Here is a 15,861-nt window from a genome sequence, read left to right on the forward strand (position 1 = left end):
GTGCGCCCACCCGGCCGGCGCCTCATCGCCCTCGACTAAACAAGGTGCCCCAAGTCGTTCCAGCTCTCGATCGCCGGCTCCCCGTAAGCCCACCCCAGCACCGACAGCGACGTCGGATTCAGCCGTATCCGCGCCGCGAAGTCGACCGGCAGGCCCAGCCACCGCGCCCCGATGGATCGCAGGATGTGCCCATGGGCGAACACCAGGACGTCCCGGTCCTCGGCACGCGCCCAGGAGACCACCTCGTCCGCCCGGGCCGTCATCTCCGCGAGGGTCTCGCCCTCGGGGACCCCGTCGCGCCAGATGAGCCAGCCGGGCCGGACGGCCTGGATGTCCGCCGGGGTCATGCCCTCGTACGCCCCGTAGTCCCACTCCAGCAGCGCGTCCCACGCACGCGCGCGCTCGCCGAAGCCGGCCAGTTCGCACGTCTCACGCGCGCGTGCCAGCGGGCTGGTGCGCACCTCGGCCCCGGGCAGGCCGTCGTACGGCGCCCGGTGCAGGCGCTCGCCGAGCAGCTTGGCCCCGCGTCGGCCTTCCTCCAGGAGCGGCACGTCCGTCCTGCCGGTGTGCTTGCCGGACAGGGACCACTCGGTCTGTCCGTGGCGGGCCAGCAGGATGCGCGGAGCCATGGGGGACCTTTCCGGAAGAAAAACGCGAGCGGAACTCCTCCATCATCGCGCACGCTGGTCGCGGGCAACCCGGGGGGCGATCTCTGCGTCTTTGAGGTCCGGAGGGCGCCCCCAGGGCGCGCACGTACGCCGTAAAGTGGCACGACCGAACGGCCGGGCGCCGCGTGACGACGAAGGGGGAGGGCGATCGGATGCCGCACACCGAGACACCGGGCACCGAGGCGGCCCCTGCGCTCCGGCTGCGCTGGTGGACGGAGCTGCCGCTGCTACTGCTGGTGTACGCGTGCTACTCGGCGGGCCGGCTCCTGGCCCGGGGCGACGTGTCCGGTGCGGTCGACAACGGTCTGGCGCTGCTGCGCGCCGAGAAGGCGCTGCGTCTCGACTTCGAGCACCCGCTGAACCGTCTCTTCACCCGCGAGGCCTGGATAGGCATACCGGCGGACTTCTGGTACGCATCCCTGCACTACCTGGTCACGCCGGCGATCCTCGTATGGCTCTTCCGCTCCCGGACGGTGCGGTACCGCGCCGCGCGCACGTGGCTGATGACGTCCACCCTCATAGGCCTGATCGGCTTCACACTGATGCCGACCTGCCCTCCCCGGCTCCTCGAAGCGAGCCACGGCTTCGTGGACACGATGGCCCAGTACAGCTCCTACGGCTGGTGGGGTGGCGCGGCGAGCGCACCGCGCGGCATGGGCGGAATGACCAACCAGTACGCGGCCATGCCGAGTCTGCACGTGGGCTGGGCCCTGTGGTGCGGAGTGATGCTGTGGCGCTACGGCGGTACGCGCACGGCGAAGATCGCGGGAGTCGCCTACCCGCTGATCACGACGATCGTGGTCATGGGCACCGCCAACCACTACTTCCTCGACGCGCTCGCGGGCGCGGCCGTGATGGGCGTCGGGCTGCTGCTGGCGCCGGCCGTGATGCGCACGGCGGACCGGGCCAGGGCACGGTTCGCGCCGGCTGTCGCGCCGGTCCCGGTGACATCTTCCGCCGCGGGTTCCTCGATTGTCAGTGCCGGATGCCAGACTTCCGCGGGTGAGCGAATTCCACGGCAGCGCGAGTCGCGGTTCAAAGCGGGAGCCGAGCCGAGTGCCTCCCCCAGGACGCGGGGGACGGCGCTCCGGCACCGGCTCGCTGAGCTGCGCGGTCCCGACGTACCGGCGAAGGCCCTGGACGCGCGCGCGTTGGCGGCACTGGCCGCCAACCCCGGGTGTGCGCGGCGCGCCATCCTCGACGGCGCCGGGGTGAACAAGGCGGCGCTGGCGAGCGCGCTGGGCTCGCCGTCCGCCTTCGGGCAGTCCCAGTTCGCGCTCACACGGGGCAACGCGTTCGAGGCGCGGGTCAAGGCCGACAGCGGCGCGGAGCTGCTGCGGCTGGTGCACGAGAAGCTGGACCCATCCGCCGAGCCGCCCGCCGAGGCGCGCGTGCCCGACCTGACCGCGCCCGGTCCCCAGGGGCGTACGGCCCGTACGGCGCTGGAGCTGCGGGAGGCCACCGCGCACCCGGGCGCGTGGACACTGCTCGACCACCCGATGCTCGCGCTCGATGTCGCGGGCTCCCCCGCGTTCCTCGAACCGGATGCGGTCGTGGTGCATCCGGACGGCAGCTGGACCGTGGTCGAGATCAAGTCGTTCCCGCTGCTGGACGGTTCGGCGGACCCGGCGAAGGTCGGGGCGGCGGCCCGCCAGGCGGCGGTGTACGTGCTGGCGCTGGAGGAGGTCGCCGCGCGGCTCGGCGCCGAGCCGGAGGGGTGCGCCGGTGTCGAGGGGGCGAGCGCGCACAGGCCCGAAGGGTCGAGCACGGCTGAGGTCAGGGCTCCGTCCCCGCGCGTGCGGCACCGGATCCTGCTCGTCTGCCCCAGGGACTTCTCCAACCTGCCGGCCGCGTCCGCCGTCGACATCCGCAAGCAGCGTGCGGTGACGGCCCGCCAGCTGACCCGGCTGACCCGCATCGAGGACATCGCCGAGACGCTCCCCGAGGGCACGTGCTTCTCCCCCGAGCTGCCCGCCGAGGAGCTGACGGCCGCCGTGGAGTCGGTCCCGGCGACGTACGCGCCGGAGTGCCTGTCCGCGTGCGAGCTGGCCTTCCACTGCCGGGCCCGGTCCCGCGAGTCGGGCGCGGTGACCTCGCTCGGGCGGCCGGTGCGGGCGGAGCTCGGCGGTCTGACAACGGTCGAGGACGTCCTTGCGGCGGCCCGCGGCGAGGCGGGCGACCCCGACGATCCGGCGGTGGCGGCCCTCAGGCGGGCGGCGGCCCTGCGCGCCGAGGCGCTGGAGGCGGCGTGTCGCTGATCTCCACCCTGGCCCGGCTCGAGGCGGTCAGCACGGGCCGCGCCCAGCCCGCCGCGACCGTCCGGCACCGGCACCTGTCCGACCGTCCGCTGGTGTTCGTGCCGCTCACCACCGCCGGTGAGGCCGGCGCCCCGCTCGGCGCGCTGGTCGGCACGGACCGGGACGCGCCGCGTCTGCTGGTCGTCCCGCAGCCCCGCGACCGCGACCTCAGGTTCGCGTTCCTGGCCGAACTGGCCGACGTGGTGCTGCCGTACGTCGACGCGTACGCCGAGGTCGTGGAGGCCGCCGAGCGCACCGAGACCGACCCGGAGACCGGCAAGCGGGTCAAGGTCGAGGTCGACCTGTGCGCGGACGCGCCGCAACTGATCGTGCCGAGCCGCGGGGGCATCGACCTCGTGCGGCTGCTCGGGCGCTCCATGCGCTTCCGGCGTACGGCCGAGCAGGATCCGGAAGCCCCGTATCCGGCGCCGCCGAGGGTGCCGTTGCTCGGGCGGTGGCTGACGCACTTCGGGGAGCGCGCCCGGGTGCCCGGCTCCTCACTGCTGCTGGCCATGACGGACGTACTGGGCCAGGCACTGGGCGACCGGGCAGTCCACGCTGGAGGACCAGCACCTGGGGGCGCTGCTCGCCTGGATCGACCCGCCGGAGGGCCTGACCGGCGCCGAGGCGGCGCTGCGGGCCGAGCTGGAGCGGGACGCGAAGGGCCAGCTGACGTGTCCCCCGGCCGGTCCCGCCACCGACCCGGCGTTCGACAACAAACTGCTCGCCCCGGCCATCGAGCGCTACGACCGTGCCCGCACGGCCCTGGGCGCCGCCGAGGACGGCCTGGAGGCCGACGACAGGCTCGGTGCGCTGACCGCCGCCGAGCGGGAGATCCGGGACCTGGTGCTCAGCCGCACCCTGCCCACCTGGGAGAAGGTCTGGCAGGGCCTCGACCTGCTGCGGGAGCTGCCCGGGGGAGCGCATGCCGAGGAGCGCTGGACCCGCGACCGCTGGTCCTTCACCGGCCACCGCGACCGGGTCCTGGCCGGCGAGCCGCCGCAGCCGCGCCGCGACGACGCGGTCACCGCGGCGAACAAGCTCGCCACGCGCGAGCGCGAACAGGCACGGCTGGAGGCGCAGGAGGCCCTCGACGACCCGCTGGTCATGGCGGGACGGCGACTGTCCGGGGAGGCGTTCGCGGGTGAGGTCACGGACGTCGTGATGGCGTACGGCGAGGGCAAGCGGCCCAGCCCGCGCCCCCTGGTCACCGTGCGCACGGACGACCGGCCGCATCTCGGGGAGCGGACGAAGGTGTACCGGTCGCTGGGCGGGAAGCCGCAGTCGGCGGAGTTCGTCGGGGCCGAGGAGGACGGCGCGTACGTCGTGCTGCGGGTCCTCGACAAGATGGGCCGGGGCAAGGAGCCCGAGCCGGGGTCGGTGCCGGAGAAGGGCGACCGGGTCTGCTTCACGCTCTTCGAGCACGAGCAGCGGGGCGGCGCGAAGCTGCCCGACCCGGAGGAGACTCCCTGGACGCACGGCGGGCCGCCCGGTGAGGCGACCCTGGAGGCCGCCGACCCGGTGACCGCGGAGGACGTGCTGTGACGACGGTCTTCGATCCCTCCGCCGCCGCGACCCGGGCCACCGACGCGATCCTGCACGACACGCTGCACGGCACCGCGCGCGGTGTCGTCGTCGACTCCCCGCCCGGCGCGGGCAAGTCCACGCTCGTCGTCCGCGCGGCCCTGGAGCTGGCCGAGGCCGGCCGTCCGCTGATGGTGGTGGCGCAGACCAACGCCCAGGTCGACGACCTGGTCCTGCGGCTCGCCGAGAAGAATCCCGAGCTGCCGGTGGGCCGGCTGCACAGCAGCGACGCCGACCCGTACGACAAGGCGCTCGACGGCCTGGAGAACGTCCGCAAGTCGGCGAAGGCGGCCGATCTCGCCGGGCTGGCCGTGGTGCTCTCGACGGCGGCGAAGTGGGCACATGTGAAGGCCGAGGAGCCGTGGCGGCACGCGATCGTCGACGAGGCGTACCAGATGCGCTCGGACGCGCTGCTCGCGGTGGCCGGGCTGTTCGAGCGGGCGCTGTTCGTGGGCGACCCGGGGCAGCTGGACCCGTTCGCGATCGTGGGCAGCGAGCAGTGGGCGGGCCTCGCGTACGATCCGTCGGCCTCGGCGGTGACGACCCTGCTCGCACACAACCCGGACCTGCCCCAGCACCGTCTGCCGGTCTCCTGGCGGCTCCCGGCCTCCGCGGCGCCCCTGGTCTCGGACGCCTTCTACCCGTACACGCCGTTCCGCAGCGGCACCGGCCACGGCGACCGCGCCCTGTCCTTCGCCGTGCCGTCGGACGGCTCGGGCCCCGACCGGGTGATCGACGAGGCGGCCGAGTCGGGCTGGGGCCTGCTGGAGCTGCCCGCGCGGCACACGCCGCGCACGGACCCGGAGGCGGTGCGGGCGGTGGCCGCGGTCGTACGGCGGCTGCTGGACCGGGGCGGCGCGGCGACGTCGGAACGCTCAGCCGACCCCTCTCCCCTGACCGCCGACCGGATCGCCGTCGGCACGGCGCACCGCGACCAGGCGGCGGCGGTCCGAGCGGCCCTCGCCGACCTCGGCGTCACCGACGTGGTCGTGGACACGGCGAACCGGCTCCAGGGCCGCGAGTACGACGTCACGGTGGTCCTGCACCCCCTCTCCGGCCGCCCCGACGCCACGGCCTTCCACCTGGAGACGGGCCGCCTGTGCGTCCTGGCGTCCCGCCACCGGCACGCGTGCGTCGTGGTGTGCCGGGCGGGGGTCGGCGACCTGCTGGACGACTATCCGTCGACGGAGCCGGTGCAGCTGGGGACGGTGGTGAAGTTTCCTGACGGTTGGGAGGCGAATCACGCGGTGTTGGCACACCTGGCGGAACACCGGGTGGTGTGGCTGCCATGACCCCCACCAGCGGACACACGCGGTGTCGGCGCATCTGGCCGAACATCACGTGTCCTGGCAGCCGTGACGAACGCCGGGTGGTGTCGCATCCGTACCCACTACCGCGATGCCCACTTGCGCGCCCGCGAGACAATGGACGGTGGCCCACTCCACCCAGGGGGTCAGCGCGACGTACGAGGAGGAGTAGACATGGCGGAGCCCACGCCGCGTCGGAACGAACCGCGGCTACGCCCCGCGCCCCTGCTCTTCGAGCCCGCGGAGGCGGCCTCCGATCCTGAGCACTTCTTCGACCTCGAGTCGATCGACGATCCCCGCGCGCTGCTGTCCCGGGCGACGGAGCTGACGCTGGCGTTCCGGGCCGCGGCGGACCGGGCGGTGGAGTTCCAGGCGATCGCGGCGGCGCAGCTGGCCGATCCGCGGCGGTTCGACCGGCTGACGACGGCGGACATCGCCGAGCGGGCCGAGTGGACCGAGGACTACGCCAAGAAGATGGTCGAGTTCGGGCGGGACCTGATGCGGGGCGGCGGCGAGGGCCGGGGGCCTGTCGACCCGGTGTGAGCCCCGGGGTTCCGCGGCCCTGCTGATCTCCGTGGCATATGCCAGGCGGGCAAGATACTCCCTCCCACCCCCTCCTGTCCCGATTTCCCGCAACCCTCGGGAACCGCGCGTTCACGGCCGGTAGACATGGATGCCATGAGCAGCAGCGCATGGAACGCCTCCTATGTCACCCCGGACGGGGCCGCCTGGCTCGCCTCGGCAGGAACGTATCCGCGGAGCACGCTCGCCCTCTGGGAGGAGCGGCCGGACGCACCGGTCGTGCTGCCATGCGGATCGGTCTTCGACGTCGTCAGCGCACCCGCGATGTTCGGGCGGCGGATGCTCGACCGGCTGTGGGACGACGGGCCCGGCTCGGGGCCGGTCGCGGAGCTCCGCGGCCGGATGCTGCTGTTCGCCGCGCCGGGCACGGCCCAGCGGCTGCCGGCGCTGCTGGAGTGGGAGGAGTGGGGCGCGGGCGGTCGTACGAGGTTTGTTCCCCCACTGCTGTGCCACGGCACGGGTGACGCCGTCACCGTCCCGGCCGCGACCGTATCCCCATCCCCCACGGGGCCGGCTTCCCCCTCCGGGGCGCCCGCCTACGCCGGGCCGGCTTCCACCGCTGCGTCTTCCGTCCCCGGCCCACTCGCCCCTCCCGGCACACCCACCGCTCCGGGCCGGGCCGCTTCCCACGCCGGGACCGCTTCCCGCGCCGGCGCGGCCTCCGGCGCCAGCGCGGCCTCCGGGGCCGGGTCGGCCTCCGCCGATCAGTCCGGCTCCCCCTCCGGGACCGGTACCCACGGCGGGACGGCTTCCCACGACGGGACCGCCTCCCGCGCCGGGGCGGCCTCCGCCGATCAGTCCGGCTCCCCCGCCGGGACCGGTTCCCACGACGGGGCGGTCTCCGGCGCGGGGGGCGTTTTCCCGGCCCGCTAGCATCTCCCGGCACACCCACCGCTCCAGGCCCGGCCGTTTCCCCCTTCGGGTGGGCCCCCGACGCCGAGGGCGCTTTCGACGGGGTGTTCGCCGAGTTCGGGGCTGCCGGGCGAGGTGGGGCTCGGTGGCTGGTTGCGCCGGACTGTCGGCAGCCCTGGTTGCCTGGGCCGGAGGTGTTGCTGTGGGCGGCTGTGCGGGCGGCTCGGGGAGCTGTGCGGATATCGATTTTTCCTCCCTCCGAGCAGGGTGCTAACGTCTACGACGTCAGTAGGCGCCGCTAGCTCAGTTGGTTAGAGCAGCTGACTCTTAATCAGCGGGTCCGGGGTTCGAGTCCCTGGCGGCGCACAGACAGTGAGAGGCCCTCCGCACCAGCGGGGGGCCTTTTCGCATGCCCACGACGGTACGGGCGTACGAAACCGTCACACCCAAGCCATGACGGCGAGGATTCACCCCGGACGGACGGTGCCGGAGAATCGAACGCACCAGGGACCCCGGACCACACCGCGGAGGAATCGCATTGAGTCCCCGCGTGATCACGCTGCCGGAGGCGCGGCGGCCCGGTCCGAAGCACCCTTCGAGGTCCGCTAGACTGATCCGGTCAGCAGGCGCCGCTAGCTCAGTTGGTTAGAGCAGCTGACTCTTAATCAGCGGGTCCGGGGTTCGAGTCCCTGGCGGCGCACAGACAGTGAGAGGCCCTCCGCACCAGCGGGGGGCCTTTTCGCATGCCTTCCAGACCTCCGGATCTTCCAGACCCTCCGATCGTCCAGACCTTCAGCGCCCGACCGTGATCTTCACCGTCCAGGCCCCCGAAGCCGTACGCCCCTCCACCTCCACCCGGACGCCCTCCCCCGGCACCGTGAAGCTCTCCCCGGCCGCGATCGGCGCATCCGCGAGGGGCGGGTAGACCGAGTCCTCCCAGCAGGCCTCGGTACCCGGATGGGCGTCGATCACCTCGATCGGCCCGCCCCCGGACTGCGCCTCGCCCCGCACCCGGTACACGAGCACCCCCTGGCGGCACGCGGCCACGTCGTTGCCCGCCGGCCCGCGCGCCTCGAAGGCGAGCACGCTGTCGCGGCCCGTACGCACCGCCGCGAGCTTGGTCCCCCTCCCGAGACCGAAGGCCGGCGCCCCGGCCGCTCCCGCCACCGGCACCCCGGGCCCGGCCGCCAGCGGCTCCAGGGTCAGCCGGGTGGGCCCGGCGTCCTGCACGCACCGCACCTGCCGCCGTTCCAGCCAGCCCAGCTTCCACTTGTGCCAGCCGAACAGGTCGGGCGCCAGTCCGAACTGGCTGCCCATCAGGTCCCAGTCGCCGACGTGCGTGTCCCAGTCGCCCTTGCCGTCCACGGGCCGGTGGTAGAGGTCGGGCAGGTCGAACACGTGCCCGGTCTCGTGGGCGAGGACGAGCCGGTCCGGCGGATGCTGCTCGAACACCGTGACGACCCGGCGCAGGTCGGTGCCGTCGGCCCGCATCGGACTCGTCAGGTTCACCACCTTGGTCGCGTCGGAGTCCACACCGGGCGCGTCCGGGTCGGCGACGAAGTACACGACGTCGTAGCGGGAGAAGTCGACCTGCGGGTCGGCCACGGAGAGCGCGTCCCGCAGGTACGCGGCCCGGTGCGCGGCGCTCCAGTCGCGCTGTATGGCGTACGCCGTGGACGGCTGCGGCATCTGGATCCAGTGCCTCAGCGGGTGCGGGCGCAGGGTGAAACGGCCGTAGGAAGCGCGTTCGAAAAAGCGGGTGGTGTCCGGGAAGTAGTCGGCGATCAGTTCCTGCGGCGTGGTCAGCGGGTGGGCGTCCGGGAAGGACAGGAAGGCCATGACCGCGTCCAGGGCCCGGGCCGGACGCGGATAGGCGGCGTTCCAGGTGTCCAGGCCCTCCGAGTGGTGGGCGTCGGTGCGGGTCAGGGCGCAGGGCGCGACCGAGTCGGGCTCGGCGGAGGACGGGCCGGTGCCGAGGGAGGTCGCGGCGAGCGCCGACATGATGGTGAACACGGCCGCGGTGCTGCGCAGTCGGGCGCGCGGAAACTGACGCGGCACGGGTACCTCCGGGTACGGTTCGCGGGACACCGCACCCAGCCTGTGATGATTTGTCGTACTGCGTCCTGTTTGTCTGCACCAGTTGGGTGAATGGGTCGAAGAATCACGGAAGCCGACACTTCGGAAACACTCACAGAACGTCACAACTGGTCGGGGGCCTGAAGATGCCGTCCAGGCGTGAGCAGAAACGATCTGGCAGAAGGGCGCGCTGGCCGGGAACACTTATGACCGGCTGGAAGGGCCCGGAGCCAGCATCTATGATCGGCACACTTTCCTGACCTTTCCTGCACGGACAGAGATCGAATACATGCGGGAGCGAGCGGTGAGCGGAACCTCCGAAGGGCCGGCGCCCGCGGCAGACCTCGACCGGCCGGCCGTCACAGAGAGTGAGATCGACACGCCTTCCCGTACCGAGCCCCCGGCGCATCCGCCCTACCGCTCCGTCTTCACGGCCGCCCCGCTCGCCATGGCCGTCGTCGACCGCGAGGGGACGGTCGTCAGCGCCAACGACTCGCTCGCCGCGCTGCTCGGCACCGCCCCGGACGAGCTGGCCGGGGCCGTCGCCGCCGACCTGGTCGACCTCACCTCCGACGCCCGCACCTGGCACGCGTACCGCGAGGTGCTGCGCGGCCGGCAGTCCCGGCTGCGCTGCACGCGGCGCCTCAAACGCCCCGACGGGCACTCGCTGTGGGTGCAGGTGACGGTCACCCCGCTGCCCGGCGAGGACCGGGCCGTCCTGCTGTCCGTCGCCGACATCAGCTCCCGCCGCGAACTCCAGGCCCGGCTACGGCACTTGCAGATGCACGATCCTGTCACCCGGCTGCCCAACCGCACGCTGTTCTTCGAACGCCTGTCGGCCGCGCTGGAGGCGGAGTCGTACGAGCAGAGCGGCACGGGCCGGATCGGGCTGTGCTATCTGGACCTGGACGGCTTCAAGGCCATCAACGACACCCTGGGCCACCGCGTGGGCGACCGGCTGCTGGCGGCCGTCGCCGAGCGCCTGACGCACTGCGCGGACGAGGCCGGCCACTCCAGGCCCAGCATCCCGCTGGTGGCCCGGCTCGGCGGTGACGAGTTCGCGCTGCTCGTCGAGGACTCCACGGGCACCGAACAACTGGCCGAACTCGCCGAGTCGGTACTGGAGGCGGTCCAGCACCCGTTCGACATCGCCGGGCAACGGCTGTCGGTCTCGGCGTCGATCGGCGTGGTGGAGCGGCACGCGGCCGGGACGACCCCGACCGCCCTGATGCAGGCGGCGGACACCACGCTGTACTGGGCGAAGGCCGACGGCAAGTCCCGCTGGACCCTGTTCGACCCGGAGCGCAACGCCCACCGCATGACCCGCCAGGCCCTCGCCTCCGCGCTGCGGCCGGCCATCGACCGGGGCGAGTTCCAGCTGGAGTACCAGCCGCTGGTCGGCATGGAGGACGACCGGCTGCACGGGGTCGAGGCGCTCATCCGCTGGAACCATCCGCAGTTCGGCGTACTGACGCCCAATCGGTTCATCGGACTGGCCGAGGAGGACGGTTCGATCGTTCCGCTGGGCCGCTGGGTGCTGCGGACAGCTTGCCGACAGGCCCGTCGCTGGCAGCTGGACCACCCCGACGAGCCGCCGATCTTCGTGAGCGTCAATGTGGCGGTGCGTCAGGTCTGGGACTCCGACCTGGTGGCGGATGTGGCTCAGACCCTGGCCGAGACGGGCCTCGCGCCGCACCTGCTCCAGCTGGAGCTCACCGAGTCGGCGGTGATGGGCTCGGCCGGCCTGCCGCTCCAGGCCCTGAAGGCCCTCAGCGACATGGGCGTACGCATCGCCATCGACGACTTCGGCACGGGCTACTCGAACCTGGCCTACCTCAGCCGCCTGCCGGTGTCCGTACTGAAGCTGGACGGCACCTTCGTCCGCGGCTTCCAGTACGACGACCGGGACACAACCACCCGTCCGAACCCGGCCGACGAGGTCGTGGTCGAGGCGATGATCCAGCTCGCCCACCGGCTCGGGCTGACCGTCACGGCCGAATGCGTGGAGACCTCGGCCCAGGCGACCCGGCTGCGGCGCATCGGCTGCGACACCGGACAGGGCTGGCTGTACTCCCGTCCGGTGCCGCCGGATCGTATCTCCGAGCTGCTGGGCACGCCCGGCGTTCAGGCGGGCGTCGGCAACCCGTAGGCGTCGGCGATGAGTTCGTAGGAGCGCACGCGTACGTCGCCGCCGTGCGCGTTGGCCGTGATCATCAGCTCGTCGGCGCCGGTGCGCTTGGCGAGGTCGTCCAGGCCGGAGCGGACCTCGTCGGGGGTGCCGTGAATGACGTTGGCGTTCCAGGAGTCGACGAACTCGCGCTCCATCGGGCTGAACTCGTAGGCCTCCGCCTCCTCGGGGCTGGGCACGAGGCCGGGGCGTCCGGTACGCAGCCGGACCATGCCGAGGGCCGCGGCCAGCACCTGCCGGCGGGCCTCCCGCTCCTCGTCGGCGGCGAGGGCGGAGACGCCGATAAGGGCGTACGGCTCGTCCAGGACCGCCGACGGCTGGAAGGACTCCCGGTACAGGTCCAGGGCCGGAACGGTGTTCTGCGCAGAGAAGTGGTGCGCGAAGGCGAAGGGCAGTCCGAGGGCGCCGGCCAGGCGGGCACTGAAGCCGGAGGAGCCGAGCAGCCAGACGGGCGGGCGGTGCGGGGACTGGACGCCGCCGGGGGACGCGGCCTGGACCGGCCCCGGTACGGCGTGGATACGGCGGTAGGGATGCCCGTCGGGGAAGTCGTCGTCGAGGAACCGGGTCAGCTCGGCGAGCTGCTGCGGGAAGTCGTCGGCGCCCTCGCCCCGCCGGTCGGTGCGGCGCAGGGCGGCGGCCGTGGCACCGTCCGTTCCCGGCGCGCGGCCGAGCCCGAGGTCGATGCGGCCCGGGGCCATGGCCTCCAGCGTCCCGAACTGCTCGGCGATGACGAGCGGGGCGTGGTTGGGCAGCATCACGCCGCCCGAGCCGAGGCGGATGCGGTCGGTGTGGGCGGCGAGGTGGGCCAGGATCACGGCCGGGGACGACGAGGCCACGCCCGGCATGGAGTGGTGCTCGGCGACCCAGTGGCGGTGGAAGCCGCGGGCCTCCGCGAGGCGGGCCAGGTCGACGCTGGTGCGCAGCGCGTCGGAGGCGGTGCGGCCGGCCCCTACGGTGACCAGGTCCAGTACGGAGAGGGGGACGGGGGCGCTGCCCTGCGCTGCGCCGCGTATCTCGTCTGCCGCCACGGGGATGCCTCCTGCTGTGGGCCGTTGCTGTCGTCCCGGCCTCAACAGGGGACTGTCTCCGGTTATTCCCCGGTTGGGGAGCGTCAGGCTGCCTGCGCCCAGTCGCTCTGCGTTCCGCCGTACGGGGGCCGCCGGGCCGCCTTCTCGCGGACACGGAGAACGGCCCACGCCAGGGCGGCTCCGCAGGCGAGCCACCAGGGCAGCGACCACACAGCACCCCACCAGCTCGCCTGCGGATCGAGGACGGCGTCCACGGCGGCGGTGATCATCGCTGCGGCCAGGCTCCAGCACAGCAGGCACCCGAACAGCCGGACAGCGCTTACCTGGAATCTGATCTGACCCGGTTCGGCCATCGGGGACCGTCCTTCACGGTACGACTGGCTGCGGACGTGGCCAGTGTGCACGGGGTGGACGACGGAAGAGGAACACGCTTTCGGTCAACTGAAGCGCCCGACGGGACAGCGGAGTTGAGGGTTCCTCACCTCTTGGCGGGCAGTTCACCCCGTACGCCCGGATCTGCCCCGCCGAAGAGGTGGGACCGATTCCGGGCGTCGCTTCAAAAGCCGTTCACAGGCCCGCTCACGCCTGGACGATCGGCTCCCTCGTGAACAGCGCACCCAGTTCCGGCGCGTTCACGCGGCGGTCCGCGAGGCGGAGGGCCTCCCAGACCGTGACCTGGTTGGCGGTGAGGACCGGCTTGCCGAGTTCCTTCTCCAGGGTCGGGATGTGGGCCGCCGTGTGCAGGGCCGTGTCGGGCAGGAGAAGGGCCTCGGCGTCGGGATGGTCGGAGTGCCGGGCCAGGGCGAGGAGTTCCGCCTCGCCCCAGGTGCCGACCTCGGCGGCCGTGATGATGCCGGAGCTCTTCACCGAGACGACCTCGACGCCGTCCGCCCGCAGGAACTCGGCGAACAGCTGGGCCACGTCGTCCGGGTACGTCGCGCCGATCGCGACCCGACGCGCCCCCAGCTCCTGTACCGCGTGCGCGAAGGCGAAGGACGTCGAGGAGGCCGGCATGCCGGCCGTCTGCGCCAGGGCGCGCACCTGCTCCTGCGCGCCGTCCCGGCCGTAGACGAAACTGCCGCTGGTGCAGGCCCACACCACGGCGTCCGCGCCGGCGTGCCGCAGCTCCTGCACGCCCGCCGCCAGCCAGGCGGAGCCCATCTCGAGCAGCGCGTCCACCCGGTGCGCGTCCTCACCGATGTCGGTGTGCACCAGGTCCACCCGGATGTCGCTGCCCAGCAACTGCTCGATGCGCGGATAGTCGTCCTCGGCCGAGTGGCCCGGGTAGAGAAATCCCAGTGCTGTCATGTCCAGCCTTCCTGCTGCTGCTTTTCTTCCGGCACGACGGGGCCGGGGTTCGCCCCCGGCGCTCCGAGACCGGCGCGCGCGTCCGGATTGATCAGCGCTTGATACGGTCCCACCGCACGGGTACCCAGTCGGCGCAGCGCCGCCCACATCGTCACTTGGTTGGCCGAGATCACCGGTATGCGCAGCTCGGCCTCCAGTTGGGGGATGACGTCGTAGGTGGGCAGGTTGGTGCAGCTGATGAACAGGGCGTCGGCGTCGTCGCGTACGGCCTGCCGCGCCATGTCCACCACCTCCCGGTAGGGGACCTTCCAGATGTGCCGGGTCAGGCCCATGAAGGCACAGCCGGAGATCGTGACGCCCGCCTGGGCGACGTACGCCTCCAGCGACTGCGTCACCGACACCGTGTACGGCGTGACCAGCGCCACCCGCCGTACGTCCAGCTCCACCAGGGCTTCCAGCAGGGCGCCCGAGGTGGTGATCGCCGGTACGGCGCCCGCCCGGCTCATCGCCTCGCACATCGCGCGCTCGCCCATGACGCCGCCGACGAAGCTGCCGGACGTACAGGCGTAGGCGATGACCTCGGGGGCGATCGCGTTGAGCGTGCGGACCGCCTCGCTCAGCGTCTGGTGTTCGCTGACCATGCGGGCCAGATCGAGGCTGACCTCGACCGGCACGAACGGTGTTCGTGTCATGTGCAGGGAGACCTCGTCCGGCACCCAGCGCCACAGCTCGCGGTCGAGTGCGAAGTCGAAGGGGGCGACGACGCCGACCCCGCGCTGCGGGCTGGGCCCGCCGAGAAATGAGACGTCCATGGCAGGGCACCGGCCTCACACTGGGCAACGAGTGTGCAACGGATCGTGGGAACGCCCGTGTTGACGACGGTAGGTTCGGGTGCGAGCGTGGTCAATCCGCCCGGGCCATTCCTTGGTCAACACCGTGTTAACTCGTCGTCACCGGCCGCCTTCCGGAGGCAGGCCGCCCCCGCCGCACGGCTGGAGAAACGGCTGCTCATGCCCATCCCCACCCTCCTCGTCCTGGACACCGAGCCCCTCCCCCGCCTCGGGCGCCTCACCGGCCACGCCCGTATCGAACACACCGACGCAGAGGGTCTCGCCGCGCGCCTCCCGCGTGCGGATGTCCTGCTGGTGTGGGACTTCACCTCGCGCGCCGTGCGGGACGCCTGGCCCGGCGAAGGCCCGCGGCCCCGCTGGGTGCATACGGCGAGCGCAGGTGTGGACCATCTGATGTGCCCGGAACTCGCCGCCTCCGACACGGTGGTGACGAACGCGCGCGGCATCTTCGACCAGCCGATCGCCGAGTACGTCGCCGCACTCGTGCTGGCCATGGCCAAGGACCTGCCGCGCACGCTGGAGCTCCAGCGGGAGCGGACCTGGCGGCACCGCGAGTCGCACAAGGTCGCCGGGAGCCGGGCCGTCGTCGTCGGCACCGGGCCGATCGGCCGGGCGATCGCCCGCACGCTGGGCGCGCTGGACATCACGACGGCGCTCGTCGGGCGCACTCCGCGCACCGGCGTGCACGGCCCGGAGGATCTGGACCGGCTGCTGGCGCGCGCCGACTGGGTGATCGCGGCGGCGCCGCTCACCGATCAGACGCAGGGCATGTTCGACGCCCGGCGCTTCGGCGTGATGCAACCGTCCGCCCGGTTCGTGAACGTCGGCCGCGGCCAGCTGGTCGTCGAGGACGCGCTCGCCGAGGCCCTGGCCAAGCACTGGATCGCGGGCGCCGCCCTGGACGTCTTCGAGTCCGAGCCCCTGACCCCCGACAGCCCGTTGTGGCAGGTCCCGGGCCTGATCGTGTCCCCGCACATGAGCGGCGACATCGTCGGCTGGCGAGACGAGCTCGGCGCCCAGTTCGTGGAGCTCTATGAGCTCTGGGCGGCCGGAAAGCCGCTGGAGAACGTGGTCGACAAGCAGCGCGGGTATGTACCCGGACACTGACGTTCCTTGGAGG

Annotated in this window: 12 protein-coding genes, 2 tRNA genes and 2 pseudogenes; 10 read left to right on the top strand and 6 right to left on the bottom strand. The window is 72.7% G+C overall.

Annotated elements, in window-relative coordinates:
- Positions 1-35: 35 nt before the first annotated feature.
- Positions 36-629, bottom strand: a complete 594-nt coding sequence (locus V8690_RS15345; RefSeq protein ID WP_338779287.1) for a histidine phosphatase family protein — start codon at positions 627-629, stop codon at positions 36-38.
- A gap of 191 nt (positions 630-820) precedes the next feature.
- Between V8690_RS15345 and V8690_RS15350 the strand changes: the two are divergent.
- The 8 genes and pseudogenes from V8690_RS15350 (at position 821) to V8690_RS15385 (ending at position 7,990) form a co-directional block, all read left to right on the top strand.
- A pseudogene (locus tag V8690_RS15350) lies at positions 821-1,773 on the top strand (phosphatase PAP2 family protein).
- Position 1,774: 1 nt separating this feature from the next.
- Entirely contained in the window at positions 1,775-2,926 is a 1,152-nt protein-coding gene (locus V8690_RS15355) for a hypothetical protein (RefSeq protein WP_338785361.1), read from the top strand.
- Positions 2,917-4,510, top strand: a pseudogene (locus tag V8690_RS15360) (hypothetical protein). The gene V8690_RS15355 and the pseudogene V8690_RS15360 overlap by 10 nt, the downstream one beginning before the upstream one ends.
- Entirely contained in the window at positions 4,507-5,841 is a 1,335-nt protein-coding gene (locus V8690_RS15365) for an AAA domain-containing protein (RefSeq protein WP_338779289.1), read from the top strand. Before V8690_RS15360 ends, V8690_RS15365 begins: the two are co-directional and overlap by 4 nt.
- A gap of 189 nt (positions 5,842-6,030) precedes the next feature.
- Positions 6,031-6,399 (top strand): hypothetical protein, encoded by a 369-nt coding sequence (locus tag V8690_RS15370; protein ID WP_306966778.1) that lies wholly within the window; start codon positions 6,031-6,033, stop codon positions 6,397-6,399.
- Between the two features lie 135 nt (positions 6,400-6,534).
- Positions 6,535-7,311: a bifunctional DNA primase/polymerase gene (locus tag V8690_RS15375; RefSeq protein WP_338779292.1), complete on the top strand. Its 777-nt coding sequence runs from the start codon at positions 6,535-6,537 to the stop codon at positions 7,309-7,311.
- 271 nt (positions 7,312-7,582) lie between these two features.
- Positions 7,583-7,656, top strand: a tRNA-Lys gene (locus V8690_RS15380).
- A gap of 260 nt (positions 7,657-7,916) precedes the next feature.
- Positions 7,917-7,990, top strand: a tRNA-Lys gene (locus V8690_RS15385).
- Positions 7,991-8,082: 92 nt separating this feature from the next.
- On the opposite strand, the gene V8690_RS15390 is transcribed toward V8690_RS15385, so the two are convergent.
- Positions 8,083-9,378, bottom strand: coding sequence for a M6 family metalloprotease domain-containing protein (locus V8690_RS15390; RefSeq protein ID WP_338779294.1), 1,296 nt, complete (start codon positions 9,376-9,378; stop codon positions 8,083-8,085).
- Positions 9,379-9,655: 277 nt separating this feature from the next.
- On the opposite strand from V8690_RS15390, the gene V8690_RS15395 reads away from it, so the two are divergent.
- A complete protein-coding gene (locus V8690_RS15395; protein ID WP_338779296.1) occupies positions 9,656-11,515 on the top strand; it encodes an EAL domain-containing protein in 1,860 nt (619 codons plus the stop codon).
- Here the strand turns inward: V8690_RS15395 and V8690_RS15400 are convergent.
- The 4 genes from V8690_RS15400 to V8690_RS15415 form a co-directional block, all read right to left on the bottom strand.
- Positions 11,491-12,588 (bottom strand): LLM class flavin-dependent oxidoreductase, encoded by a 1,098-nt coding sequence (locus V8690_RS15400; RefSeq protein ID WP_338785362.1) that lies wholly within the window; start codon positions 12,586-12,588, stop codon positions 11,491-11,493. The two genes, V8690_RS15395 and V8690_RS15400, sit on opposite strands and share 25 nt — an antisense overlap.
- 77 nt (positions 12,589-12,665) lie before the next feature.
- A complete protein-coding gene (locus tag V8690_RS15405; protein ID WP_338779298.1) occupies positions 12,666-12,935 on the bottom strand; it encodes a hypothetical protein in 270 nt (89 codons plus the stop codon).
- A 226-nt stretch (positions 12,936-13,161) separates the two neighbouring features.
- Positions 13,162-13,890, bottom strand: a complete 729-nt coding sequence (locus V8690_RS15410) for an aspartate/glutamate racemase family protein (RefSeq protein WP_338779300.1) — start codon at positions 13,888-13,890, stop codon at positions 13,162-13,164.
- Complete coding sequence (locus V8690_RS15415) at positions 13,887-14,702, bottom strand: aspartate/glutamate racemase family protein (RefSeq protein WP_338779302.1); 816 nt, start codon at positions 14,700-14,702, stop codon at positions 13,887-13,889. The genes V8690_RS15410 and V8690_RS15415 overlap by 4 nt, the downstream gene beginning before the upstream one ends.
- Positions 14,703-14,900: 198 nt before the next feature.
- Here V8690_RS15415 and V8690_RS15420 point away from each other — a divergent pair, with 198 nt between their 5' ends.
- Positions 14,901-15,848, top strand: a complete 948-nt coding sequence (locus tag V8690_RS15420; RefSeq protein WP_338779303.1) for a D-2-hydroxyacid dehydrogenase — start codon at positions 14,901-14,903, stop codon at positions 15,846-15,848.
- Positions 15,849-15,861: the final 13 nt, after the last annotated feature.

This window comes from Streptomyces sp. DG1A-41, assembly GCF_037055355.1.
Classification (GTDB): Bacteria; Actinomycetota; Actinomycetes; order Streptomycetales; family Streptomycetaceae; genus Streptomyces.

Bases quoted from the DNA above. Each gene is read 5' to 3' on its own strand.
- V8690_RS15375 (WP_338779292.1), top strand. From the start codon at position 6,535: ATGAGCAGCAGCGCATGGAACGCCTCCTATGTCACCCCGGACGGGGCC.
- V8690_RS15420 (WP_338779303.1), top strand. From the start codon at position 14,901: ATGCCCATCCCCACCCTCCTCGTCCTGGACACCGAGCCCCTCCCCCGC.
- V8690_RS15410 (WP_338779300.1), bottom strand. From the start codon at position 13,890: ATGACAGCACTGGGATTTCTCTACCCGGGCCACTCGGCCGAGGACGAC.
- V8690_RS15405 (WP_338779298.1), bottom strand. From the start codon at position 12,935: ATGGCCGAACCGGGTCAGATCAGATTCCAGGTAAGCGCTGTCCGGCTG.
- V8690_RS15370 (WP_306966778.1), top strand. From the start codon at position 6,031: ATGGCGGAGCCCACGCCGCGTCGGAACGAACCGCGGCTACGCCCCGCG.
- V8690_RS15395 (WP_338779296.1), top strand. From the start codon at position 9,656: ATGCGGGAGCGAGCGGTGAGCGGAACCTCCGAAGGGCCGGCGCCCGCG.
- V8690_RS15415 (WP_338779302.1), bottom strand. From the start codon at position 14,702: ATGGACGTCTCATTTCTCGGCGGGCCCAGCCCGCAGCGCGGGGTCGGC.
- V8690_RS15345 (WP_338779287.1), bottom strand. From the start codon at position 629: ATGGCTCCGCGCATCCTGCTGGCCCGCCACGGACAGACCGAGTGGTCC.